Genomic DNA, 23693 nt, shown 5'->3' with positions numbered 1-23693 from the left:
GATATTGAGCATTCATTAGTTACGGTGAGGATATTGGTTATTTAACTATACCTTTATTTAACTATGTCTTTAATATGAATGTTTCCAAATTGTATGTATGCAGACCAAAAGCCACATTGTGGGGTTTGGCCTGCATTTTTTATTGCCTAGAATGCTATTCAAAATAGAAATTCAAGCAAAATAATATGCAGGAGATAATATAAATGGAAAAATACAACAATTGGAAACGAAAATTTTATGCAATATGGGCAGGGCAAGCAGTATCATTAATCACTAGTGCCATCCTGCAAATGGCGATTATTTTTTACCTTACAGAAAAAACAGGATCTGCGATGGTCTTGTCTATGGCTTCATTAGTAGGTTTTTTACCCTATGCGATTTTGGGACCTGCCATTGGTGTGCTAGTGGATCGTCATGATAGGAAGAAGATAATGATTGGTGCCGATTTAATTATCGCAGCAGCTGGTGCAGTGCTTGCTATTGTTGCATTCTGTATGGAGCTACCTGTCTGGATGATTATGATAGTATTGTTTATCCGTAGCATTGGAACAGCTTTTCATACCCCAGCACTCAATGCGGTTACACCACTTTTAGTACCAGAAGAACAGCTAACGAAATGCGCAGGCTATAGTCAGTCTTTGCAGTCTATAAGCTATATTGTTAGTCCGGCAGTTGCAGCACTCTTATACTCCGTTTGGGATTTAAATGCTATTATTGCCATCGACGTATTGGGTGCTGTGATTGCATCTATTACGGTAGCAATTGTACGTATACCTAAGCTGGGTAATCAAGTGCAAAGTTTAGAACCAAATTTCATAAGGGAGATGAAAGAAGGAGTTGTGGTTCTGAGACAAAACAAAGGATTGTTTGCCTTATTACTCTTAGGAACACTATATACTTTTGTTTATATGCCAATCAATGCACTATTTCCTTTAATAAGCATGGAACACTTTAATGGAACGCCTGTGCATATTTCTATTACGGAAATTTCCTTTGCATTTGGGATGCTAGCAGGAGGCTTATTATTAGGAAGATTAGGGGGCTTCGAAAAGCATGTATTACTAATAACAAGTTCATTTTTTATAATGGGGACCAGTTTAGCCGTTTCGGGAATACTTCCTCCAAATGGATTTGTAATATTCGTAGTTTGCTGTGCAATAATGGGGCTTTCGGTGCCATTTTATAGCGGTGTGCAAACAGCTCTTTTTCAGGAGAAAATTAAGCCTGAATATTTAGGACGTGTATTTTCTTTGATCGGAAGTATCATGTCACTTGCTATGCCAATTGGGTTAATTCTTTCTGGATTCTTTGCTGATAAAATCGGTGTAAATCATTGGTTTTTACTATCAGGTATTTTAATTATTGGCATTGCTATAGTTTGCCAAATGATAACTGAGGTTAGAAAATTAGATTTAAAATAAACAATATTGGAGGAATATTTATGTATCTTATTTTCATGTAACTCTTCCTGCTAAAATCGCAGGGTTTTCCCTGCATACAAGCAAATGAAAGCATGCGATTATAGACAGGAGGAAATGTTATGGAATTAATATTAAAAGCAAAAGACATTCGTGTGGAATTCAAAGGACGCGATGTTTTAGATATAAATGAATTAGAAGTATATGATTATGACCGTATTGGTTTAGTAGGAGCAAATGGTGCTGGAAAAAGCACTTTACTCAGGGTACTTTTAGGAGAATTAACTCCCCCAGGATGTAAAATGAATCGTCTGGGTGAACTTGCCTATATTCCCCAGTTGGACGAAGTAACTCTGCAGGAGGAAAAAGATTTTGCACTTGTAGGCAAGCTAGGTGTTGAGCAATTAAATATACAGACTATGAGCGGTGGTGAAGAAACAAGGCTTAAAATAGCACAGGCCTTATCGGCACAGGTTCATGGTATTTTAGCGGATGAACCTACGAGCCATTTAGACCGTGAAGGAATTGATTTTCTAATAGGACAGCTAAAATATTTTACAGGTGCACTGTTAGTTATTAGCCATGACCGCTATTTTCTTGATGAAATAGTAGATAAAATATGGGAACTGAAAGATGGCAAAATCACTGAGTATTGGGGAAACTATTCTGATTATCTTCGTCAGAAAGAGGAAGAACGTAAGAGCCAAGCTGCAGAATACGAACAATTTATTGCGGAACGTGCCCGATTGGAAAGGGCTGCGGAGGAAAAGCGAAAACAGGCTCGTAAAATAGAACAGAAGGCAAAAGGTTCTTCAAAGAAAAAAAGTACTGAAGACGGAGGGCGTTTAGCTCATCAAAAATCAATAGGAAGTAAGGAAAAAAAGATGTATAATGCTGCTAAAACCCTAGAGCACAGGATTGCGGCCTTAGGAAAAGTAGAAGCTCCGGAAGGCATTCGCAGAATTCGTTTCAGGCAAAGTAAAGCATTGGAGCTCCATAATCCATACCCTATAGTCGGTGCAGAAATTAATAAAGTATTTGGGGATAAGGCTCTGTTTGAAAATGCATCTTTTCAAATTCCGTTAGGAGCAAAAGTGGCGTTAACTGGTGGTAATGGAATCGGAAAAACAACTTTAATCCAAATGATCTTAAACCATGAAGAAGGAATTTCTATTTCGCCTAAGGCAAAAATAGGTTACTTTGCACAGAATGGTTACAAGTACAACAGTAATCAGAATGTTATGGAGTTTATGCAGAAGGATTGTGACTACAATATATCAGAAATTCGTTCAGTGCTAGCATCTATGGGGTTCAAACAGAACGATATTGGAAAAAGTTTATCTGTTTTAAGCGGTGGAGAAATTATAAAATTGTTGCTTGCTAAAATGCTCATGGGTAGATATAACATCCTAATAATGGATGAACCCAGTAACTTCCTTGACATACCAAGTTTAGAGGCTTTGGAAATACTAATGAAGGAGTACACCGGAACTATCGTGTTTATCACCCACGATAAACGATTACTCGAAAATGTAGCAGATGTAGTTTATGAAATTAGAGATAAGAAAATAAATCTGAAACATTAAATTTAAGGTAGTCGCTGGTCAGTATAGTCTGTTCTGGTTGGCGACTCCATTGTTAAAGAGTATAAAGACTTTAGATTTTATGAATATTAAAAATAGGAACAGTCAATTGAACTGCTCCTATTTTTCTGCTAAATATATTGTAGTTTTCTTATATGTATAATGATAGATTAGCGGATTCTCATCTACGGTACTTACTTCAAATATGAAGAAGTGATCGCGGTTATCTCTGGACTTTTCCTTATTGAGGACAAAGTAATTCTTACGTGAAGTCGCCATTGTTTTTAGGATATCATCAGTTAGGAAGGTCAATGGAATATTCATGTTAGAGTAGCGGTAGAAGTCACGTTCAAAATCTTGGTAGCTCTCGCTATAATAGTCCATTTGTAGGTGATTACGCTGAAACTCAAGCTGATTCATAGAGCACCTCCTCGACAAGTTCAATACTAATAATGTCTTTTAATTTCAAATTGATGTGACCTGTTGTAGTTTTTATCAAAATGAAATCTTTGGTCAGACTTGGTATTGTTCCAGTGTAGGAAACACGCTTGTTTTTTTCAATCACTTGAATGCGTGTGCGTAGCTGCCCAGCGTATACTTGACTGAGGAGTAATAATTTCTTCTCCATTGACAAATCTGACATGTACGTTACTTTGTTTGTATCATCAGAGAGTGCTGATGTATGCTCAGATAGGAAAAAGCCCATCCATTTTTGCATCTTTGTATCCTGGTACTCTCTTGCTGACTGAAATGGTAAGGATGAACGGTCAATCATTTTAATCCCTCCAATCCACCAGCGGAATGACCGCCAATAAGTTTACTGCGTTCAATATTTTAGGAACCTTCAGTTAGGACGGTTCCTTTTTGTATGGCTAAAAAGCCAAACTGTTCTCTGACAACATCAATAGCTGTCTGAAGTCTATTTTCTTTTTCAATTTCTTCTACATCATGCAAAATGAGGACAACCCTTTTACTACCAAGGTGTTCTGTGCAGAATGCGGTTCAGCTTTTGGACGTAAGAACTGGACGACCAGTCGTGGCAAACGTAAAGTTTGGCAGTGTAACAACCGTTATAAGGTAAAGGGACAGATTGGTTGTCAGAATAACCATATCGATGAGGGAACACTAGAGAAAGCTGTAATGATGGCAGTTAAACTACTGAGTGAGAATATGGATTTGTTGCATGGAAAGTGGAATAAGATCTTGGAAGAAAACCAGTTATTAGAAAAGCATTACAGTGTGTTACTGGCTGAATTGATAAATAAGGAGTGTTGGGAATATGATTCCTTTGAGATGTGTCAGGTACTAGATAGTATTTTGATTTCGGAGGATGGACAGATAACCGTTAGATTTTTGGAAGGAACAGAAGTTGATTTATAAGGCTGTAGGCATAGTATAGTTCACTATGTTTGCAGCCTTTTTTCTTGTTTAGTGGTATAATTATATGTAGGATTTTTTTAATATCGGTTACTTTTTATGAATTAACCAAAAAACTAAAATGGAGTTGTTTTATAATGAGATATTCTGAAGAAGCATTACAATCATGGATTAAGCCGTTATCTGCCACTGAAGAAACACGGGTTGAAAATACTATTGGAATGATTAAAGATGCAATAGAAAGGAGTGGGCTCTCTTCAAAGTATGAATATGAAATTTTTGCCCAAGGTTCTTATGCAAATAATACGAATGTAAAGAAAAATAGCGACATTGATATCTGTATCATGGTGAAATCTTTATTTTATTGTGAGTATGTAGATGGGTTATCGGACCTAGACTATAATTACTCTAGTAGCAGCACCAATGCTAATGTATTTAAAAACGAAGTGATTAAAGCGTTAATTTCAAAATTTGGTGCAGAATCAGTTTCTATTGGCAATAAGTGTATCAATATTAATTCTAACTCATATCACGTAAATGCAGATGTAGTCCCATGTTTTCAATATCGAAATTATAGATATATTGGTAGCAGGTCATCTGAAAAATTTGTTGAAGGCATCAAATTTTTTACCTCAAACGGAAATTATGAAGTAATTAATTATCCTAAAGTTCATATACAAAATGGTATCTCTAAGAATAAATCTACTCACTATAAATATAAATATTTAGTTAGGATTATGAAGCATATTAAGAACGAGATGCAGGAGCTAGGATTGACAAACGAACGCATTTCTTCATATTTGATAGAATGTTTGGTCTGGAATATACCTGAACAGATGTTTTTCAATAGTAATAGCTACACAGGGTTGTTACAGCAAGCGTTATATTACATAGTGTCTCAAGTGAATTTAAATTGGGTTGAAGTAAGTGGAATGTATTACCTTTTTCGTTCAGAGCAGAAATGGAATTTACAGGATACAAAAACTTTTTTAGTTAGAATGATTGAATTTTTGGATTATAAATAAAACTTATGAATGAACAGCAGAAAAAATTTTTGAATATTACAATATGGGTTTTTGCAATTTGCTTGTTATTAAGATTGTTAATAAGTGGCCAAGAGATTGCAGTGAATCTTAAATCTGATATTTTGGCATTGGTATATTCAGCCATTGGGTATATTGGTGAAGCTATATCAGTTACAGCAATTATTATGGCTATTTTTGAAAAAACAGCATGGCGGTGGCCATTACTATCTAAGATTCATAATGTTCCAATTTTATTTGCGAATTATGTAGGTAGTTTCAAGACGGACTATGATCAGAATGAAAGAAATTGTGAACTTACTATTGAACAGTCATTTACGACTATTAAAGTTAAGTTTAAAACGGGTGAAAGTTCGAGCCATAGCATTACAGCATCAATTATCAATGATAATGGAACACAAAAATTAATTTATACATATTTAAATAGCCCAAGGGCTGAATTGCAAAGTCCTATACATTATGGGACGGTAATTCTTGATATTGATAATCCAAATCAACTAGAAGGAAATTATTATACTAATCGAGGAACCAAAGGTTCAATGAGTTTTGAGATAAACAACCCTTCTCGCTAGTTGGATTTGTAAAGATTTAAATAAAGAAAGAAGAACTAACTATCGGAAACTTGGCATAGATGTAACAATACTGTATATTAACGAAGCCGTAAATACTCGCATTAGTTACGTTTAATAGTTTAATACGGATATTCAGCAGCTTTGATTTCGTTTCACAGTATAGGTAGTAACCGTCAAGACATGTGGAGGCGGTAGTTTTGATGTCAAAAGTTGCAACCAGTGAATAAATGAAGTGTAGAAAATAAAGGCTTGTTCAATTCAATATATAATGAATTACCGGCACCCAAACCAAAGAAAAAGAAATAATTAAATTAGAAGTTGAAGGGGGGAAGAATGAGAATCGGAGTTATTCAAGCAAGTTCGCAAGCGACCAAAAATCAAATAATCTATGATGCTGTATTAAAGTATGCTCCAAAGAAATCTGAGGTTATAAATTTTGGCTGTACGATGGAAGAAAATGAAAAATACTCGTATATAGAAATTTCTATTCTTATAGGTATCTTGTTGGCAAGTAGGACAGTTGATTTCGTTGTTACGGGCTGTTCTTCCGGACAAGGAATGATGCTTGCTTGTAATAGTATGCCTGATGTCATTTGCGGATATGCACCTACACCGAAGGATGCCTATTTATTTGCTCAGATTAATAATGGAAATGCGATATCATTACCATTAGGTGAAGATTATACATGGTCAGGTACTGAAAATCTTGAAAAAACAATAGAAGCTCTTTTCTCAGAGCCATTTGGGCAAGGATACCCTAAAAGTGAGGCAGAGAGAAAGATAAGAGATGCCGAGCAACTTAAAGAGATAAGAAGAATCGGACAGGTTCAGTTTAAAGAATTAGTAAATATACTAGATATATCACTGCTTGAATCAATCAAGAGGAAACAGAATGTAATTCAGAATGTAAAGGCGTATGGGAAGAAAGAAATAGCTGATTTAATGAAATGAGTAAATCACAGTTTGTCGGGGTAATACCTTTTAACGATAACCTTATGCTATCGTCAAAAGGTTTATAGACATGTTCCCACATACATGTTCACTTGGCATACATAGTGTTCACTCGTTTTATGTCGAGTATGTGGTACTGCTTTTAAGAGCTGATTGAACAAGGAAAACTAGCTAGTGAAAGTTCTACAGTAAGGAGTTTAAACATGAAATTCCATGAATTTGGGGATAAGAATTTACCTCCTATCTTACTAATACACGGTGGCGGCAGTTCTTGGTGGAATTATCTTCGTCAAGCACGTATCTTGTCAGAAAAATACCGTATTATTCTACCCACTTTGAATGGCCACGGCGAGGAATATCAACTTGATTATGTTTCTACTGAAGATTCTGCTTTGGAGATTCTAGACTATATCAAAGCAAACTGTAGTGGGAAGTTGTTTGCAATCGGTGGTGTTTCACTTGGTGGTCAAATTGCCATGGAGCTTTTGTCTTTAGACAGTGAAATTGCTGAGAAGGCCATTATAGACGGAAGCCTCTGTATTCCTCAACCAAGGTTAGCTAAAATCAGTATCTTTCTGGTGTCTCTATTTGGTAAACTGATGTTCAATAAATTCTCTTGCAAACTTCAGTTAAGCATGATGAACAAACTCTATCCTAAACTGGCTTATCCAGAGGAAATAAAAACTTATTATTTGGAGGATCTGCCAAGGACACCTGTCAAAACATTGGTAACCATTTACAAAAACTATATGGGGCGTTACAAGCTGAAAGATATGATTTCTGCTAGCAAGGCTCAGGTTCTGTATATCTATGGTGAAAAAGAATTGAACTGTGTGAAAGAATCAGCGAAATTATTTCATCAGCTACATTCAAATACAATTTTGTATGAAGCAAAGGGCTATAACCACGGCTATTTATCAGCTTACCTGCCTCATGAGTGGATTGATTTGGTGGTGCCATTTTTAAAGAGTGATTTATTAGAAATGTGTAACGAATCTGATATGCCATAAGGAGGAAACGGATGCTAGGAGCAATAGTTGGAGACATTGTAGGTTCCGTTTACGAATGGAACAATATCAAAACGAAGGACTTTCCTTTATTTCTTGAGGATTGTTTTTCATGGATGATACGGTAAGTCCGAACCGTTGAATGTGTAATCTTGTTAGTGAAACGTAGTAATCCTCAAAATAATGAAACTAAAACTCCATTATTTCGTTATGACAACCTAAATTGATTTTAAGGAGGTGTTATATTGATAGAAAGCAGACCTGAGTTTGATAAAATCGTATCATTCGATGAGTTTAATAAATACTATTGGTATCGTGATGAACTTTCACAACTATGTAAATCATTAGGATTAGAATATAGAGGTACTAAACAAGAACTCAATCATATTATTGAGCAGTACTTTAAGGGTAATTTGATTAAAAAATCATCAATAAAAAGGAAAAAGAAACGAGTAGAAGTCGTTGCCTTAGATACGCCCTTACTTGAATGTGGATTCTCCTTTAATGCAGACTTTAGAGAATATTTCTCAACTTTAACAGAGGTTTCGCCATTTAAATTTACTGCTGATATGGCTACAGCTTGGAGAAAAGTAAAAAGAGAAAATGATTTGAGTTTTACAATCCAAGATATGCTAAAAGTCTATTATGGAAATTCAGACTATGCCAAGTATGATCATTCGGTTTGTCAATGGAATCAATTTTTAAAGGATTTCTGTGCAGACGAAAATAGCCGCAACTACTCAAACAAGTTAAAAATAGCTTCTATTCTTTGGAAAGAAGTTAGAAATTCAAAAGTTGAAAAAATTTATTCAAAGAATCTTTTGGCTGAATATGCTGATAAAATAAAAGAGTATGGTAAGTAGAAATCCCATCTCACTTGGTGGCGACAGTGATACTCTCGCTGCAATCACTGGCAGCATTGCCGAGGCAGCTTACGGAATTCCTGATTGGATAAAGGATAATGCCTATTCTTACTTGGATGAACCCTTAAAGGATGTAGTTAGAAGATGGGAAAATAGAATAAAAGCGTATTAATCTCCAGTACGTCAGATTTCTCTTTTCTGTATTTTCGTAGTATAATAGGGATACGTTTAGTTTCATATAATGAGATATATATTTTTAACGAATATTAAGGAGAACATTAATGAAAAAAGCAATGGTAATTATCAACCCTACTTCTGGTGGCGAAAAGGCTTTGGATTACAAAGAAAAGCTGGAGAATAAAGCAAAAGAATACTTTGAGCACGTGGAAACCAAAATTACCGAAAAGGCGCTGGATGCAACACATTTTGCTGAAGAAGCTTCTCGTGAGCAGTACGATGCAGTGGTTGTTTTCGGTGGGGATGGGACTGTCAATGAAGTCATTTCGGGTATTGCTGAGAGAGACTACATTCCTAAGTTAGGGATTATCCCTGGTGGCACGGGTAACCTCATTACAAAACTGTTGGAAATCAATCAAGACATCGACGGAGCTATTGATGAGCTTGATTTCAATCTCACCAACAAAATCGATATCGGTAAAGCAAATGATAACTATTTTGGTTATATTTTTAGTATCGGTTCACTTCCTGAGGCGATTCACAATGTTGAAATCGAGGACAAGACAAAATTCGGTATTTTAGCCTATGCTGTAAATACCATGAAGTCCGTTATGACAGATCAGGTCTTTAACATTAAGATTGAGACAGAAAATGGAAATTATGTTGGTGAAGCTAGTCATGTTTTGGTTCTCTTGACAAATTACTTCGCTGATAAGAAAATCTTTGAAGAAGACAAAGATGGCTATGCCAACATTTTGATTCTGAAAGATGCGTCTCTATTCTCCAAATTATCCGTTATTCCTGATTTACTAAAAGGAGATGTTGTCGGCAATGATAATATTGAGTATATCAGAGCGCGTAATATTAAGATCTCTTCAGATAGTGAATTGGAGTCAGATGTTGACGGCGATAAATCGGATAACCTACCTGTAGAAATCAAAGTCCTAGCTCAGCGAGTAGAAGTATTTTCAAAACCGAAAGAGGATTAGTATATAGAGAAAGCCTTTTTTAAGGCTTTTTTGTATACTTTAAAAGATAGTTCTTTTAAGAACTGACATTCCTTGCAAATAAAATACGAAAGTAGTATACTAGATTAACAATTGTGAAAACGTTTGCGCTATATACGGATGAAAGTAAACTAGGAGACAAATTAATGGAATTAAGTGCTATTTACCATAGGACTGAGTCAGAGTATGCCTATCTTTATAAGGATAAGAAGATTCATATTCGGATTCGAACTAAGAAAGGGGATATTGAGAGTATCACCTTGCATTATGGTGACCCTTTTATCTTTATGGAGGAGTTTTATCAGGATACAAAGGAAATGTCCAAGCTAACTTCTGACGCCATCTTTGATTATTGGCAGGTTGAAGTGTCCGTTGACTTTGCACGTATCCAGTATCTCTTTGAACTCAAGGATACAGAAGGTCAAAGTATTTTGTATGGCGATAAAGGGTGTGTGGAAAATTCTCTAGAAAATCTTCATGCTATTGGGAATGGATTTAAGTTGCCTTATCTTCATGAGATTGATGCATGCCAGATTCCTGACTGGGTTTCAAATACGGTGTGGTATCAGATATTTCCTGAGAGATTTGCTAATGGAAATGCTCTATTAAACCCAGAAGGGACATTAGACTGGGATTCCTCTATCACACCTAAAAGTGATGATTTCTTTGGTGGTGATTTACAGGGGATTATTGACCATCTGGATTATTTGCAAGACTTGGGGATTACTGGACTTTATCTTTGTCCTATATTTGAATCCACGAGCAATCATAAGTACAATACGACGGATTATTTTGAAATTGACCGTCATTTTGGAGACAAGGAGACCTTCCGGGAGCTGGTCGAGCAAGCTCATCAGCGTGGCATGAAAATCATGCTGGATGCGGTATTTAACCATATTGGTTCGCAATCTCCTCAATGGCAAGATGTTGTCGAAAATGGTGAGCAATCTGCTTATAAGGATTGGTTCCATATTCAACAATTCCCAGTGACAACTGAAAAGCTAGTTAATAAGAGAGACTTACCTTATCATGCTTTTGGTTTCGAGGACTATATGCCTAAGCTAAATACAGCCAATCCAGAGGTCAAGAATTATCTTTTAAAGGTTGCGACTTATTGGATTGAAGAGTTTGATATCGATGCTTGGCGTTTGGATGTGGCTAATGAGATTGACCATCAGTTTTGGAAGGATTTTCGAAAAGCAGTTTTAGCTAAAAGGCCTGATCTTTATATCCTTGGAGAAGTCTGGCATAGGTCTCAGCCTTGGCTAAATGGAGATGAGTTCCATGCTGTCATGAATTATCCTTTATCTGATAGCATCAAGGACTATTTCTTACGAGGAATTAAGAAGACAGACCAGTTCATCGATGAAATCAATGGTCAGTCTATGTATTACAAGCAGCAGATTTCAGAGGTTATGTTTAATCTCTTGGATTCGCATGATACAGAGCGAATCTTGTGGACGGCAAATGAAGACGTTCAACTGGTTAAATCAGCCCTAGCCTTTCTCTTTTTACAAAAAGGAACACCCTGCATCTATTACGGAACCGAGTTAGCCTTAACCGGAGGACCAGACCCAGATTGCCGTCGTTGTATGCCTTGGGAACGCGTATCAAGTGACAATGATATGTTGAATTTTATGAAGAAGCTAATCAAGATTCGCAAACACGCGTCAGCAATCATTTCGCAAGGCAAGTACAGCCTAAAAGAAATCAAACAAAATGTAGTTGCCTTGGAATGGACATACGAAGGCCGGGTCCTTAAAGCCATCTTTAATCAATCAAAAGATGATTATCTTTTAGAAAAGGAAGCAGTAGCACTAGCAAGCAATTGCCAAGAACTAGAGAATCAGCTTGTGATTTCTCCAAATGGATTTGTGATTTTTCATTAAAGAGCGACAGGAAAATTGTAGTATAGAGAAGATTTTACAAGCAGACTATTTGTCGTCTTGCTGCAATTGGTATATAATTTAACTTAAAGAAAATAGGAGGACTGACCGAATGGAATTAAAAGATTTTACAGAAAAAGAACAGGAAATGATTAAGAAGGGGCTTACGACGTCTAAGATTAGTGACAAGGAAACTGCTGAAAAGATTCTTGCGCTAGTACCACAAGACTTGATTAAGCGAATCCCATTTTTCGTCAGAAAACATGCTACGACACGTACGATTAAACGCATTTCAATTGAACACCCTGAACTCTACGCTGCAGCTCAAACAAGTGGTGAAATTCCAGAAAAAGAACGCGAAGAATTACGTCAGATTATCACGACTATCTTTGAACAAAAGATGAATAAGCATAGTATTAAGTAGAGAATGAAAAAATATTTTATTGGCGGTCTGGGAAGCAATATCTATCATAGCAAGGATTTTCTTCAAGAACTAGATTCGCAGGTTTATTTTCTAAGTCCATATGAAAAGCATCTTCGAGATGAAACAGAATTGAAATTATGGTTTAAAAATGAGATTGTAGAAGGAGACTCTATCTGTCTGATAGGTCATTCTCTTGGAGGAGATTTGGCGCGTTATCTTGCATCGGAATTTTATGAAGTGACAAAACTGATTCTTTTGGATGGTGGCTATCTAGATTTAGATAAGATTTTACCTTTAGATGTGGAATTAGAGGAAACAAAAAACTATATTGAATCTCAAGTTGTTTCGGACTTAGATGTTCTTATTTCTAAAGAAAAATCTGAAGCAAAGCATTGGTCAGAAAATATGGAGGAAGCTGTAAGACAGTCCTATCACTGGAATGCAGAGTATAATAGATATGAGTTGGCTATAAATTATGAAAATATAGAAGCGATACTCCGTCTACGAAGAAAAATCCAAGCTTTTAAGAGAGAAGTGGGAGATACCTTGTTTATTAGTCCTCGCTATCCTAATGAAGCTACATGGAGAGAGGACGCCCTAAAAGAATTGCCAGACTATTTTGATACTCTATTTTTAGAAAACCTTAGCCATGAGCTTTATACTGAAGCACCCAAAGAAATCGCTAGTCTGATTAATGAGTGGCTCGCTTATTCTCACTGAGCTACTTATGTTATAAGATTTAAATCTACAAATCATTAATACTCAGATAACAAAAAACGAACAGGCTCTTTTTCTGTCATTCAGAAGAGAACTTGTTCGTTTTGTTTTTTATGTTTTTATCTCGTTTTTTAAAACACGCGATACACATAAGGATTTTCTGGTTTATCGACTTTTGTAAAGCTATCGATTTCCAAGGTTGGGAGGTTTTGTTTGAGTTCTTTATGGTAGTGATTGACCAGTTTTCCTTTGGCAGTAATCCAAGTGTTGTCCTCATACTGACGGGTATTTCCCTTGGTCAGCAATCCATAGACACCTGAATCTGCGATACAGTGAATAATGCCAAAGCGGAACAAAAATTGGCTATTGGCATGACTGGGGTCGTTATAAACAAAGCCTGTAAACTGGACTGTCTTACCCTCAAACTCATCTGGATAGTCGTAGATAGCTTCCATGACTTCCATATAGTTTTCGTTGGTGATCTGAATACTATCTTGGGACAAGTATTTATCCGCCGCAGTTCGCATTTCCTTTTCATAAGCTGATTTTGAAAAATAAGAACTGGTATCTGGTTTCAAATATTGGCTTGTCGTACCTTCACTAGTCTGAATGGCTTGATCCGTACCTTCTGATAAGGGGAAATGATAGCCTTTGGCAGAAACAGTCTGAGAATCCAAGCTAACAGTTGGAAATGTTAAGCCGACGACAATAGGAATAGCCAGAAGAGCAATACTCATTACCTTCGCCAATCGGCTGTTCAGATGACTATGGGTTTTGACTTGCTTCATCCAGATATACAATTGAACGATTGCCAAGATAAAGGAAAGTACCATGGAAATATAGGCCAGATAGGAATAGTGCATGTTGATGTACTGGTTTAATTTACCCGACAGATGGAGATAAATGGTCAGTTCAAAATAGCCAGCTAAAACTAAAAATCGAATCATAGGATGACTCCAATCAAGAGAGAATATACTAAGACAACGAGTGTCACAATCGTAATGAAGTGACTGATAAATCGTGCTTTCAAGTAATTTTTCATCATGAGAATATTTTTGATATCCAGCATTGGGCCAATGACGAGAAAGGCCAGAACTGGTGCTAAACCGAAACTTGAGAGAAGAGAAGCCCCGATAAAGGCATCCGCCTCACTACAGAGAGAGAGAAGAAATGCCAAAAGCATCAAGAGCAGGATGGCAAAAAGAGGGGTCGCACTGATAGAGGTCAGAATCCGTGTCGGTACATAGACCTGTATAACAGAGGCAAAGAGACAGCCAAATACCAAATAACGGCCCGTATCAAAAAATTCATCAATGGCTTGCACAAAGACCTGAAAAACTTTTTTTACAGGACTCAAATGAGAAAAATCATGCTCATGGCAGGCCAAACGATTTTCTTTTTGAATCGGTTCTTGCCAGAAAAATCCTAGAAAAATCCCAAGTATCACAGCCACAACAATAGAACCCAGAGCTCGTAACAGGGCGACGTGTAATGAGTTGCCAAAGGCTGAATAGGTCGCAAAGAGAACAATGGGATTGATAACAGGTGCTGTCACAAGAAAGGGAACGGCTGTGTAACTGGGAACCTTTTTTTCCAGAAAACGATTGATAATGGGGACGATTCCACATTCACAAGAGGGGAAAAGTATCCCGACGAAGGTGCCAAAAAAGATTCTCCCCCAACGATTTCGAGGGAGAAAATGATAAACCTTTTCAGGTGTGATATAAACCTCAATCAGCCCTGAAACAATACTTCCTATCAGAACGAAGGGTAGGGCTTCAATGATTATAGAGAGAAAGATAGCCCCAGTCTGAAGCACACTAGATGGGAGTTGTTGGAAAGCAGTCATCTAGTTTTTCTTTTCTGCTTTGGCTTTTTTCTCTTTGTCATCAGGGAAAGTGACTTGTTTCAAATCAGGGAGTTTAGCAAACTCCTCAAACATCTTGTCCAAGTCATCAGTTTTTGTAAATTTTACAGCCATAGGTGCACCTCGATTCTAAATTCTACCTCTATTATACTATTATTTTGAGGAAAAGGGAAAAGTTAAAATTGAGTATCTAACGAATAATAGAGCGTGATATATCCTAGTATACACTATGATTGTGATATAATAATTGTGGAATAACGGAGGAAATGATGGAACATAAAAAGATCGGTCAGGTGACTGACGAAGTAAAAGAAATTTTTAATATTGTTCTTGAAGCTAGTGATATCAAAGTTAACAAAGAAGGTTTAAGAAGTCATATGTTGAAACGACATCATAATGATGTGATTCATCATATTGAAGACCTGGAACTCATACTAAGGAACCCAGATTTCGTCGGGGTCAATCCACGAGAGAAAGACGCCAGTTTTGAATATGTAAAAAGATTTGATAATAATGTTCTTGTTGCGATTAAGTTACATAAAAGTGGTGATTTCTTTTATGTTCCGACCATGTATCGCTTACAAGATTTTAAGTTACAAAGTCGTATTAAGTCTGGTAGATTGAGAAAACTTGACAAAAAAAGTAGATAGTGCTAGAATAATATTAACGAAAGACATTTGAGGGCAGAAAGGTTCCTGCCGCACCTTGAAAAAGGTATCTGAGATGCTGGGTACACCGACCAGCCAAGTGTCCGTTATTTCAAAGGATGGAGCTTAAATGCTCCTTTTTTATTTAAAATTTCAAAATAGATTACACTCACCGCAGGCTCAGGCTTGCGGTTTTTTATTTTTCAAAAACACGCATTTTGGACGATTAGAAATAGAAATCTAAATGCTATTCTTCACCACAACAATTAGGATAAATAATTTTTAACACGAGGGCTCTCCTTTCACCAAATTTGAGTCTGCCGATCCCTTGGCTATCCTTTCCTTTCACAAACGAGTCGCTTATTCAATTATAAGTTTACGTGCTCCTAGTCACAGTCAGTTGTGCTTGATGGAAAGAATGACACCTATAAAAATGCGAGGTAGTGACTATACCACTCACTTATTCACCACCCCGTGATTTGTAGTAGTGATAGGCTTTCTCGCTATTATTATAAAACAAAATAAAGAGCACAACACTTTTTCATTCTGTGTTGTGCCTTGAGTGAAACGAAAGGAATTAATTATAAAAGTTTAAAAAGTCAATGTGTTATTCCAGGTCAGGAACATCTTCCAGAACTGGCTATTATGTCTGATCCATTAAATACTTTTGATGTCATGGAGTGGTAAAAAAAGGTGGCAATGCTCTCTAAGTACAAGTTATTGCACTATAGAATATAAATCTATTCCCCACATATTGTTTTTAAATACTGTAAGAGCTAATTTGAAACGTTTAGCTTATGGTATAATAGATTCATGGATAAAAAATATGAAAAAATCTCCCAGGATTTGGGAGTGACGTTAAAGCAAATTGATACTGTTCTAAGTTTGACAGCTGAAGGGGCGACTATTCCCTTTATTGCGCGTTATCGCAAGGATATGACTGGTAGTTTGGATGAGGTGACAATTAAGGCCATTATCGACTTGGATAAAAGCCTGACAAATCTCAACGACCGTAAGGAAGCTGTCTTAGCTAAGATTCAAGAACAAGGCAAGTTGACCAAGGAATTGGAAGAAGCTATCTTAGCTGCCGAAAAATTAGCAGACGTTGAAGAACTCTATCTTCCTTACAAGGAAAAGCGTCGGACCAAGGCAACTATTGCCCGTGAAGCTGGGCTCTTTCCTCTTGCTCGCTTGATTTTGCAAAATGTAGCTGACTTAGAGAAAGAGGCTGAAAAGTTTGTCTGTGAAGGATTTGCGACTGGGAAGGAAGCCCTGTCTGGTGCAGTTGATATCTTGGTCGAAGCCTTATCGGAAGATGTGACCTTGCGTTCCATGACTTATCAGGAGGTGCTGAGACACTCCAAACTCACTTCTCAAGTTAAGGATGAAAGTCTGGATGAAAAGCAAGTTTTTCAGATTTACTATGATTTTTCTGAGACAGTTGGGAATATGCAAGGCTATCGTACCTTGGCGCTCAATCGTGGGGAGAAGCTAGGTGTCTTGAAGGTCGGTTTTGAACATGCGACGGACCGCATTCTAGCCTTCTTTGCAGCTCGTTTCAAGGTGAAAAATGCCTATATAGATGAAGTAGTTCAGCAATCTGTTAAGAAAAAGGTCTTGCCTGCTATCGAGCGTCGTATTCGGACAGAACTGACGGAGAAGGCAGAAGAAGGAGCTATCCAACTCTTTTCTGACAACCTGCGCAATCTGCTCTTAGTTGCTCCGCTGAAAGGGCGTGTGGTTCTTGGTTTTGACCCTGCCTTTCGTACAGGTGCCAAGCTAGCTGTCGTGGATGCAACAGGAAAAATGCTGACAACTCAGGTCATTTATCCTGTCAAACCAGCATCAGCTCGTCAAATCGAAGAAGCAAAGAAAGATTTGGCAGATTTGATTGGTCAATACGGTGTAGAGATTATTGCCATCGGAAATGGTACTGCTAGTCGTGAAAGTGAAGCCTTTGTGGCGGAAGTTCTTAAAGATTTTCCTGAGGTTAGTTATGTCATCGTAAATGAAAGTGGTGCTTCGGTCTATTCTGCCAGCGAACTTGCCCGTCAGGAGTTTCCAGACTTGACTGTTGAAAAACGCTCAGCCATCTCTATCGCCCGTCGTTTGCAGGACCCCCTTGCGGAATTGGTCAAAATCGATCCTAAGTCAATCGGTGTCGGTCAATACCAACACGATGTCAGTCAGAAGAAACTATCTGAGAGTCTGGACTTTGTCGTCGATACAGTGGTTAACCAAGTTGGTGTCAATGTCAACACAGCCAGCCCAGCTCTTCTTTCCCACGTCGCTGGACTCAATAAAACTATTTCTGAAAATATTGTCAAATACCGTGAGGAGGAAGGAAAAATCACTTCACGCGCCCAAATCAAGAAAGTTCCTCGTCTGGGGGCCAAGGCCTTTGAACAGGCAGCTGGTTTCCTTCGTATCCCTGAAAGTAGCAATATCCTTGATAATACAGGAGTTCACCCAGAGAACTATACTGCGGTTAAGGAACTCTTCAAACTCTTGGATATCAAGAACTTGAATGAAGAGGCCCAAGGCAAACTCAAGTCGCTATCAATCAAGGAAATGGCGCAAGAGCTAGACCTTGGTCCAGAAACTCTTAAAGATATCATTGCAGATCTTCTCAAACCAGGTCGAGATTTCCGTGATTCCTTTGACGCACCTGTGCTTCGCCAAGATGTCCTAGATATCAAAGACTTAGTGGTAGGCCAGAAGCTAGAAGGTGTTGTGCGTAACGTTGTTGACTTCGGTGCCTTCATTGATATCGGGATTCATGAGGACGGTCTGATTCATATTTCCCATATGAGTCGCAAATTTATCAAACATCCTAGCCAAGTGGTGGCAGTTGGAGATTTGGTGACCGTTTGGGTTAAGAAAATTGATACTGAACGTGAAAAAGTCAATCTGTCGCTCCTAGCTCCAAATGAAACTGACTGATTACGTTAAGCAGGTTTCACTAGAAGACTTCAGCAGACCTTTTATCCATCATGTTCAGTGGAATAGGCGTCTACGTTCGACAGGTGGGCGATTTTTCCCCAAAGATGGGCATTTGGATTTTAATCCCAAGGTTTATCAGGAACTAGGTCTGGATGTTTTTAGGAAAATTGTCCGACATGAACTCTGTCATTATCACCTCTATTTTCAAGGGAAGGGCTATCAACACAAGGATCGGGATTTTAAGGAACTGTTGAAAGCAGTGGATGGATTACGCTTTGTGCCCTCCTTGACAAATAGCTACTCTAAACCACTCAAACTTTATCGTTGCCAATCCTGCCAGCAAAGGTATCAGCGCAAACGAAGGATTGATACAAAACGCTATCGTTGTGGAGTTTGTAGAGGTAAATTGCTACTAATAAATCAGCCTGAGGACTGATGAAAGCCGAGCCTACCCGTGATATACTATGACTAACCTAGCAGAAAGAGGAAATATCATGAACAGTAAATTTTATAAGATGAGACGAAATCGTATGATTTCAGGAGTTCTGGCAGGTCTGTCAGACAAGTGGAACTTTGATGTTACTCTTGTTCGCTTCCTATTTGCCATTTTTACAGTCGCAAACTTTGGACTTGGTGTGATTATCTATATCATCCTAGCCTCTATCATGCCAACCAAGGAAGAAATCGAAGCAGAAATGTACGGAACAGGCCCACGCAAACGCAAAGAAGCCCAAGCCATTGACGATAATGAAGGCTGGTTTTGGTGAGGTGGAGCAGTTATTTTACTGTTAGTCTATATTAGAGTAATCTATTTTAACATTTCTTGAACCCTTGCATTCCGCAAGGGTTTTCTTCTTGCTTTCTTTTTGTGGTAAAATATTTTTAATAAAATATCTACATTTCCCCCAATCTTACAAAAATGTAAGATTAAAGTCTCTTTTGTAAGGTTAGGTTATGGCAAGTGGTCTTTTTTTGATGTAAACTAGACTCATAAAGAACAAAGGAGTAACATCATGAAACAAATCTTACATAAGAAAACAAGAAAACCAAGCCATAAAGATATCAAGCGTGTTCAACTGGGATGCGCTATGATGCAAGCGACATTTCATTTGATGGGATATTAAGAAAGGAGATTCTCATGACACTTTTAGATGTAAAACACGTTCAAAAAATTTACAAAACTCGTTTTCAGGGCAACCAAGTAGAGGCCCTCAAGGATATTCACTTTACCGTCGAAAAGGGTGACTACGTTGCCATCATGGGTGAGTCTGGTTCTGGTAAATCAACTCTTCTCAATATTCTAGCTATGCTGGATAAACCAACTCGTGGCCAGGTTTATCTGAATGGTACTGATACAGCAACTATTAAAAATTCACAGGCTTCTAGCTTCCGTCGTGAAAAGCTAGGATTTGTCTTCCAAGACTTTAACTTGCTAGATACTCTGTCTGTTAAGGACAATATCTTGCTTCCCCTTGTCTTGTCAAGAAGACCCATTACAGAGATGATGAAGAAATTGGTGGTGACAGCTGAGAATCTCGGTATCAATCAATTGCAAGAGAAGTACCCTTACGAGATTTCTGGTGGTCAGAAACAGCGTGTAGCAGTAGCTCGTGCCATCATCACAGAACCTGAAATTCTCCTTGCTGATGAGCCAACAGGAGCCCTTGATTCCAAGTCCTCTGCAGCCTTACTTGATGTCTTTGATGAAATCAATGAGCGCGGCCAAACCATTCTTATGGTAACCCACTCCACAGCAGCAGCTAGCAGAGCTAAACGTGTACTCTTTATCAAAGACGGCATTCTTTACAACCAAATCTACCGTGGAGATAAGACAGAACGTCAGATGTTCCAAGAAATCTCTGATACCTTGACTGTCATGGCAAGCGAGGTGAATTAGTATGTTTCGATTAACCAATAAGTTAGCGGTATCGAACTTGATTAAAAACCGCAAACTCTACTATCCTTTTGCGTTGGCTGTTCTCTTGGCAGTCACCGTCACCTATCTCTTTTACTCTCTAACCTTCAATCCCAAGATTTCGGAAATCCGTGGAGGGACAACCATTCAAGCTACTCTTGGATTTGGTATGTTTGTCGTCACCCTTGCGTCAGCCATTATCGTCCTCTATGCCAATAGTTTTGTCATGAAGAACCGTTCCAAGGAACTGGGAATTTATGGCATGTTAGGCTTGGAGAAACGTCACCTGATCAGTATGACCTTTAAGGAGTTAGTGCTATTTGGAATTTTAACTGTTGGAGCAGGTATCGGTATTGGAGCCTTGTTTGACAAGTTGATTTTCGCTTTCCTACTCAAACTGATGAAATTAAAGGTTGAACTTGTCGCTACCTTCCAGATGAAAGTTGTCATTGCAGTACTTGTTGTCTTCGGTTTGATTTTCCTAGGCCTCATGTTCCTGAATGCCCTTCGAATCGCCCGTATGAATGCTCTCCAACTCTCTCGTGAGAAAGCCAGCGGTGAGAAAAAAGGTCGCTTTCTACCTCTCCAAACGATTCTTGGTTCCATTAGTTTAGGGATTGGCTACTATCTTGCCCTTACGGTAAAAGATCCTCTTACAGCCTTAACAACCTTCTTCATAGCTGTTTTACTGGTTATCTTTGGTACTTATCTATTGTTTAATGCAGGAATTACCGTTTTCCTTCAAATCTTAAAGAAAAACAAGAAATACTATTACCAACCAAATAACCTTATCTCAGTGTCTAACTTGATTTTCCGTATGAAGAAAAATGCAGTTGGACTAGCAACCATCGCTATCTTGTCAACAATGGTTTTGGTAACCATGTCAGCAGCGACAAGCATTTTCAATTCCGCAGAAAGCTTTAAAAAAGTTCTAAATCCTCATGATTTTGGGGTTTCAGGGCAAAATGTTGAAAAAGAAGACTTGGACAAACTCTTGAGCCAGTTTGCAAGTGACAAAGGTTATCAGATTAAAGAGAAAGAAGTTCTTCGTTACACTTACTTTGGTGTTGCGAACCAAGAAGGAAATAAGTTAACCCTTTTTGAAAAAGGACAAAATCGTGTCCAACCCACAACAGTTTTCATGGTATTTGATCAAAAAGATTATGAAAATATGACTGGTCAAAAACTGTCTCTATCAGGAAATGAGGTCGGACTCTTTGCAAAGAATGAGGGAGTTAAAGAACAGAAAACTCTAACTCTAAATGATCATCAATTTTCTGTCAAAGAAGAATTTAATAAAGATTTCATTGTCAACCATGTCCCAAATCAGTTTAATATTTTGACTGCTGATTACAATTACCTTGTTGTAGCTGATTTACAAGCCTTTTTGGATCAATTCCCAGATTCGGCTATCTATAATCAGTTTTACGGTGGCATGAATGTAAATGCCAGTGAAGAAGAACAACTCAAGGTCGCTGACGAGTATGATAAATACCTCGATCAGTTTAATGCTCAATTAAACACGGAAGGTAGCTATGTTTATGGTAGTAATTTATCAGATGCTAGTGCTCAGATGAGTGCCCTCTTTGGTGGTGTCTTCTTTATCGGTATTTTCCTATCCATTATCTTTATGGTCGGAACCGTTCTGGTCATTTACTATAAACAAATTTCTGAAGGCTATGAAGACCGTGAACGCTTTATTATCTTGCAGAAAGTTGGTTTAGATCAAAAGCAAATCAAGCAAACCATTAACAAACAGGTTTTAACTGTTTTCTTCCTTCCTTTGCTTTTTGCCTTCATACACCTAGCCTTTGCCTACCATATGCTTAGTCTGATTTTAAAAGTGATTGGTGTAATAGATACGAATATGATGTTGATTGTGACCTTGTCTATCTGCGCTATCTTCCTCATCGCCTATGTCTTGATTTTCATGATTACTTCTAGAAGTTATCGCAAGATTGTGCAAATGTAAAAAAAGATACCTCGACTTCAAAATCGAGGTATTCTTGTATTTTATACTCAATGAAAATCAAAAAGCAAACTAGGAAGCTAGACGCAGGTTGCTCAAAGCACTGCTTTGAGGTTGCAGATAGAACTGACGAAGTCAGCTCAAAACACTGTTTTGAGGTTGCAGATAAAACTGACGAAGTCAGTAACCATATATACGGCAAGGTGAAGCTGACGTGGTTTGAAGAGATTTTCGAAGAGTATTAAATGCTGAAAAGTTGTCCTAGCAGAAAGGTAACTCCCATGGTTAAAAGACCGATAACAAGGTTCCGAATCATAGCTGTTTTGGTTGGTGCTTTTCCAAGTCTGGCACTAGTGTAACCAGTGAGAAGAAGGGCCACACCGACGATAAGGACGGTAGCAGGGATACGGTATTCACTTGGGAAAATGGTAATTGAAAGCATGGGTGGTAAGCTACCAAGGAAAAAAGAAATAAAGCTAGAGATAGCAGCATGCCATGGATTGGTAAACTCTTCATACTCTATCCCATATTTTTCCTCTACCAAAGCCTTGAGCGGATTATTTAAAAAGGCTTTGTTGGTCAAGAGTTGAGCAGAGGTTTCACATTCTCCATTTTGGATATAGGCTGCATAGAGAGACTTTTTGGCTAGTTCCATATCTTGGTCTAGCAAGACTTGCTCACGCGCAACGGCTGCTTCCTCGGTATCTTTTTGAGTTGAAACAGATACATATTCTCCACCAGCCATCGAAAAGGCACCAGCTAAGATAGCTGCAAATCCTGATAAAAAGATAATCCAGATATTACTCGTAGCACTAGCAACCCCGATAACCACACCAGCAATGGAAATAATTCCATCATTGGCACCAAGAACACCCGCACGCAGGATATTTAAACGACCTGCAAAATTTGAATCGATTTCGTGATTTGTTTCTGACATACTATTCTCCTTTTTATCCAGTATAAAGGAAAAATATAGGGAAATCAATCTTTTAAAAGTATCTGAAAAAAGTTGCACGATTTTAATGATATAAAAATGTCGACATCTTCTCTAATAGATCAAACACCGAGGGTAATGAGTATAGAATTGCATAAAAAATTTTTAAATGAAATATGAAAATCATTTTGTTCACTTTATAATCGTTTACAAGAGAAAAGTTAGTATTAAATCAAATAAAATCCAAATATTTTACGAACTATTTTTATATTTTCTTCGTAAACCGCTTTACAAGTTCTTAAAAACATGATATAGTAATAAAGCTTAGAAAATGAGATGATGTTTTCTAGCAAATATAAACCCGAGTAAAAAACGCCTACGGACAGGCAGGGT

At 37.7% G+C, this 23693-nt stretch carries 24 protein-coding genes and 4 pseudogenes; 21 read left to right on the top strand and 7 right to left on the bottom strand.

What is annotated here, in order from left to right:
• Positions 1–203: 203 nt before the first annotated feature.
• Positions 204–1421 carry a macrolide efflux MFS transporter Mef(A) gene (mef(A), locus tag QM408_RS08035; RefSeq protein ID WP_000417519.1) on the top strand — a complete coding sequence of 406 codons (1218 nt, stop codon included), beginning with the start codon at positions 204–206 and terminating at the stop codon, positions 1419–1421.
• 119 nt (positions 1422–1540) lie between these two features.
• Positions 1541–3004: an ABC-F type ribosomal protection protein Msr(D) gene (msr(D), locus tag QM408_RS08030; protein WP_000420313.1), complete on the top strand. Its 1464-nt coding sequence runs from the start codon at positions 1541–1543 to the stop codon at positions 3002–3004.
• A gap of 117 nt (positions 3005–3121) precedes the next feature.
• On the opposite strand, the gene QM408_RS08025 is transcribed toward msr(D), so the two are convergent.
• The 3 genes and pseudogenes from QM408_RS08025 to QM408_RS08015 all read right to left on the bottom strand — a co-directional run.
• A complete protein-coding gene (locus QM408_RS08025; protein ID WP_001072467.1) occupies positions 3122–3421 on the bottom strand; it encodes a DUF5960 family protein in 300 nt (99 codons plus the stop codon).
• Positions 3408–3776, bottom strand: a complete 369-nt coding sequence (locus QM408_RS08020) for a hypothetical protein (RefSeq protein WP_125385808.1) — start codon at positions 3774–3776, stop codon at positions 3408–3410. Before QM408_RS08020 ends, QM408_RS08025 begins: the two co-directional genes overlap by 14 nt.
• Positions 3773–3952, bottom strand: a pseudogene (locus tag QM408_RS08015) (Y-family DNA polymerase); the annotation flags it as partial. The gene QM408_RS08020 and the pseudogene QM408_RS08015, both read right to left, overlap by 4 nt.
• Between QM408_RS08015 and QM408_RS08010 the strand changes: the two are divergent.
• The 12 genes and pseudogenes from QM408_RS08010 to QM408_RS07955 all read left to right on the top strand — a co-directional run bounded on the left by QM408_RS08010 (position 3950) and on the right by QM408_RS07955 (position 13028).
• Positions 3950–4381 carry a recombinase zinc ribbon domain-containing protein gene (locus QM408_RS08010; protein WP_001178677.1) on the top strand — a complete coding sequence of 144 codons (432 nt, stop codon included), beginning with the start codon at positions 3950–3952 and terminating at the stop codon, positions 4379–4381. The pseudogene QM408_RS08015 and the gene QM408_RS08010 sit on opposite strands and share 3 nt — an antisense overlap.
• Positions 4382–4515: 134 nt before the next feature.
• Entirely contained in the window at positions 4516–5403 is an 888-nt protein-coding gene (locus tag QM408_RS08005) for a nucleotidyltransferase domain-containing protein (protein WP_001270697.1), read from the top strand.
• Positions 5404–5408: 5 nt separating this feature from the next.
• Positions 5409–5993 (top strand): Cap15 family cyclic dinucleotide receptor domain-containing protein, encoded by a 585-nt coding sequence (locus QM408_RS08000; RefSeq protein WP_001005371.1) that lies wholly within the window; start codon positions 5409–5411, stop codon positions 5991–5993.
• A gap of 333 nt (positions 5994–6326) precedes the next feature.
• Positions 6327–6944, top strand: a complete 618-nt coding sequence (locus tag QM408_RS07995; protein WP_261150426.1) for an RpiB/LacA/LacB family sugar-phosphate isomerase — start codon at positions 6327–6329, stop codon at positions 6942–6944.
• A 203-nt stretch (positions 6945–7147) separates the two neighbouring features.
• A complete protein-coding gene (locus tag QM408_RS07990; protein WP_049544633.1) occupies positions 7148–7954 on the top strand; it encodes an alpha/beta hydrolase in 807 nt (268 codons plus the stop codon).
• Between the two features lie 11 nt (positions 7955–7965).
• Positions 7966–8093 (top strand): annotated as a pseudogene (locus QM408_RS07985) (ADP-ribosylglycohydrolase).
• A gap of 103 nt (positions 8094–8196) precedes the next feature.
• Positions 8197–8814, top strand: a complete 618-nt coding sequence (locus QM408_RS07980) for an SAP domain-containing protein (RefSeq protein ID WP_261150427.1) — start codon at positions 8197–8199, stop codon at positions 8812–8814.
• Positions 8813–8986: pseudogene (locus QM408_RS07975) on the top strand (ADP-ribosylglycohydrolase family protein); the annotation flags it as partial. The gene QM408_RS07980 and the pseudogene QM408_RS07975, both read left to right, overlap by 2 nt.
• A gap of 109 nt (positions 8987–9095) precedes the next feature.
• Positions 9096–9980 carry a diacylglycerol/lipid kinase family protein gene (locus tag QM408_RS07970; RefSeq protein WP_414374195.1) on the top strand — a complete coding sequence of 295 codons (885 nt, stop codon included), beginning with the start codon at positions 9096–9098 and terminating at the stop codon, positions 9978–9980.
• Positions 9981–10144: 164 nt separating this feature from the next.
• The gene (locus QM408_RS07965) at positions 10145–11887 is read left to right on the top strand and encodes a glycoside hydrolase family 13 protein (protein ID WP_414374193.1); all 1743 of its coding nucleotides are present in this window, start codon (positions 10145–10147) and stop codon (positions 11885–11887) included.
• Between the two features lie 109 nt (positions 11888–11996).
• The gene (locus tag QM408_RS07960) at positions 11997–12308 is read left to right on the top strand and encodes a hypothetical protein (protein WP_000420556.1); all 312 of its coding nucleotides are present in this window, start codon (positions 11997–11999) and stop codon (positions 12306–12308) included.
• Positions 12309–12311: 3 nt separating this feature from the next.
• A complete protein-coding gene (locus tag QM408_RS07955; protein ID WP_414374191.1) occupies positions 12312–13028 on the top strand; it encodes an alpha/beta hydrolase in 717 nt (238 codons plus the stop codon).
• 128 nt (positions 13029–13156) lie between these two features.
• Here the strand turns inward: QM408_RS07955 and QM408_RS07950 are convergent, their stop codons facing one another.
• Genes QM408_RS07950 through QM408_RS07940 form a run of 3 tightly spaced genes read right to left on the bottom strand, consistent with a single transcriptional unit; the run spans position 13157 to position 15006 of the window.
• Positions 13157–13972: a TIGR03943 family putative permease subunit gene (locus tag QM408_RS07950; protein WP_023947676.1), complete on the bottom strand. Its 816-nt coding sequence runs from the start codon at positions 13970–13972 to the stop codon at positions 13157–13159.
• The gene (locus QM408_RS07945) at positions 13969–14874 is read right to left on the bottom strand and encodes a permease (protein WP_023947674.1); all 906 of its coding nucleotides are present in this window, start codon (positions 14872–14874) and stop codon (positions 13969–13971) included. Before QM408_RS07945 ends, QM408_RS07950 begins: the two co-directional genes overlap by 4 nt.
• Complete coding sequence (locus QM408_RS07940) at positions 14875–15006, bottom strand: SPJ_0845 family protein (RefSeq protein WP_004234728.1); 132 nt, start codon at positions 15004–15006, stop codon at positions 14875–14877.
• Positions 15007–15161: 155 nt separating this feature from the next.
• On the opposite strand from QM408_RS07940, the gene QM408_RS07935 reads away from it, so the two are divergent.
• The 7 genes and pseudogenes from QM408_RS07935 (at position 15162) to QM408_RS07910 (ending at position 22369) form a co-directional block, all read left to right on the top strand.
• On the top strand, positions 15162–15542 hold the full coding sequence (locus tag QM408_RS07935; protein WP_314732430.1) for a PBECR3 domain-containing polyvalent protein: 381 nt from the start codon (positions 15162–15164) through the stop codon (positions 15540–15542).
• A gap of 579 nt (positions 15543–16121) precedes the next feature.
• A pseudogene (locus tag QM408_RS09290) lies at positions 16122–16249 on the top strand (DUF1919 domain-containing protein); the annotation flags it as partial.
• A gap of 103 nt (positions 16250–16352) precedes the next feature.
• Positions 16353–18482, top strand: a complete 2130-nt coding sequence (locus QM408_RS07930) for a Tex family protein (protein ID WP_261150430.1) — start codon at positions 16353–16355, stop codon at positions 18480–18482.
• Positions 18469–18918, top strand: a complete 450-nt coding sequence (locus tag QM408_RS07925; protein ID WP_261150431.1) for a SprT family protein — start codon at positions 18469–18471, stop codon at positions 18916–18918. The genes QM408_RS07930 and QM408_RS07925 overlap by 14 nt, the downstream gene beginning before the upstream one ends.
• A gap of 58 nt (positions 18919–18976) precedes the next feature.
• Complete coding sequence (locus tag QM408_RS07920) at positions 18977–19249, top strand: PspC domain-containing protein (protein ID WP_001085044.1); 273 nt, start codon at positions 18977–18979, stop codon at positions 19247–19249.
• A gap of 371 nt (positions 19250–19620) precedes the next feature.
• Complete coding sequence (locus QM408_RS07915) at positions 19621–20379, top strand: ABC transporter ATP-binding protein (protein ID WP_061420890.1); 759 nt, start codon at positions 19621–19623, stop codon at positions 20377–20379.
• Between the two features lies 1 nt (position 20380).
• A complete protein-coding gene (locus QM408_RS07910; RefSeq protein WP_265483121.1) occupies positions 20381–22369 on the top strand; it encodes an ABC transporter permease in 1989 nt (662 codons plus the stop codon).
• 238 nt (positions 22370–22607) lie between these two features.
• On the opposite strand, the gene QM408_RS07905 is transcribed toward QM408_RS07910, so the two are convergent.
• Entirely contained in the window at positions 22608–23303 is a 696-nt protein-coding gene (locus QM408_RS07905; RefSeq protein WP_049515254.1) for a VIT1/CCC1 transporter family protein, read from the bottom strand.
• Positions 23304–23693 lie beyond the last annotated feature (390 nt).

The organism is Streptococcus mitis (assembly GCF_047464965.1).
GTDB lineage: Bacteria > Bacillota > Bacilli > Lactobacillales > Streptococcaceae > Streptococcus > Streptococcus mitis_DU.
This window is presented reverse-complemented; position numbering and strand designations above follow the sequence as displayed.

What these genes read in the sequence shown, in the direction of transcription:
- QM408_RS07965 (WP_414374193.1), top strand. Translation starts at nt 10,145, where the DNA reads ATGGAATTAAGTGCTATTTACCATAGGACTGAGTCAGAGTATGCCTAT.
- QM408_RS08020 (WP_125385808.1), bottom strand. Translation starts at nt 3,776, where the DNA reads ATGATTGACCGTTCATCCTTACCATTTCAGTCAGCAAGAGAGTACCAG.
- QM408_RS07955 (WP_414374191.1), top strand. Translation starts at nt 12,312, where the DNA reads ATGAAAAAATATTTTATTGGCGGTCTGGGAAGCAATATCTATCATAGC.
- QM408_RS08010 (WP_001178677.1), top strand. Translation starts at nt 3,950, where the DNA reads ATGCAAAATGAGGACAACCCTTTTACTACCAAGGTGTTCTGTGCAGAA.
- QM408_RS07905 (WP_049515254.1), bottom strand. Translation starts at nt 23,303, where the DNA reads ATGTCAGAAACAAATCACGAAATCGATTCAAATTTTGCAGGTCGTTTA.
- QM408_RS08005 (WP_001270697.1), top strand. Translation starts at nt 4,516, where the DNA reads ATGAGATATTCTGAAGAAGCATTACAATCATGGATTAAGCCGTTATCT.
- QM408_RS07910 (WP_265483121.1), top strand. Translation starts at nt 20,381, where the DNA reads ATGTTTCGATTAACCAATAAGTTAGCGGTATCGAACTTGATTAAAAAC.
- QM408_RS07930 (WP_261150430.1), top strand. Translation starts at nt 16,353, where the DNA reads ATGGATAAAAAATATGAAAAAATCTCCCAGGATTTGGGAGTGACGTTA.
- QM408_RS07995 (WP_261150426.1), top strand. Translation starts at nt 6,327, where the DNA reads ATGAGAATCGGAGTTATTCAAGCAAGTTCGCAAGCGACCAAAAATCAA.
- QM408_RS07945 (WP_023947674.1), bottom strand. Translation starts at nt 14,874, where the DNA reads ATGACTGCTTTCCAACAACTCCCATCTAGTGTGCTTCAGACTGGGGCT.
- QM408_RS07915 (WP_061420890.1), top strand. Translation starts at nt 19,621, where the DNA reads ATGACACTTTTAGATGTAAAACACGTTCAAAAAATTTACAAAACTCGT.
- QM408_RS07925 (WP_261150431.1), top strand. Translation starts at nt 18,469, where the DNA reads ATGAAACTGACTGATTACGTTAAGCAGGTTTCACTAGAAGACTTCAGC.
- QM408_RS08000 (WP_001005371.1), top strand. Translation starts at nt 5,409, where the DNA reads ATGAATGAACAGCAGAAAAAATTTTTGAATATTACAATATGGGTTTTT.
- QM408_RS07935 (WP_314732430.1), top strand. Translation starts at nt 15,162, where the DNA reads ATGGAACATAAAAAGATCGGTCAGGTGACTGACGAAGTAAAAGAAATT.
- QM408_RS07950 (WP_023947676.1), bottom strand. Translation starts at nt 13,972, where the DNA reads ATGATTCGATTTTTAGTTTTAGCTGGCTATTTTGAACTGACCATTTAT.
- QM408_RS07970 (WP_414374195.1), top strand. Translation starts at nt 9,096, where the DNA reads ATGAAAAAAGCAATGGTAATTATCAACCCTACTTCTGGTGGCGAAAAG.
- QM408_RS07990 (WP_049544633.1), top strand. Translation starts at nt 7,148, where the DNA reads ATGAAATTCCATGAATTTGGGGATAAGAATTTACCTCCTATCTTACTA.
- QM408_RS07940 (WP_004234728.1), bottom strand. Translation starts at nt 15,006, where the DNA reads ATGGCTGTAAAATTTACAAAAACTGATGACTTGGACAAGATGTTTGAG.
- QM408_RS07960 (WP_000420556.1), top strand. Translation starts at nt 11,997, where the DNA reads ATGGAATTAAAAGATTTTACAGAAAAAGAACAGGAAATGATTAAGAAG.
- QM408_RS08025 (WP_001072467.1), bottom strand. Translation starts at nt 3,421, where the DNA reads ATGAATCAGCTTGAGTTTCAGCGTAATCACCTACAAATGGACTATTAT.
- QM408_RS07920 (WP_001085044.1), top strand. Translation starts at nt 18,977, where the DNA reads ATGAACAGTAAATTTTATAAGATGAGACGAAATCGTATGATTTCAGGA.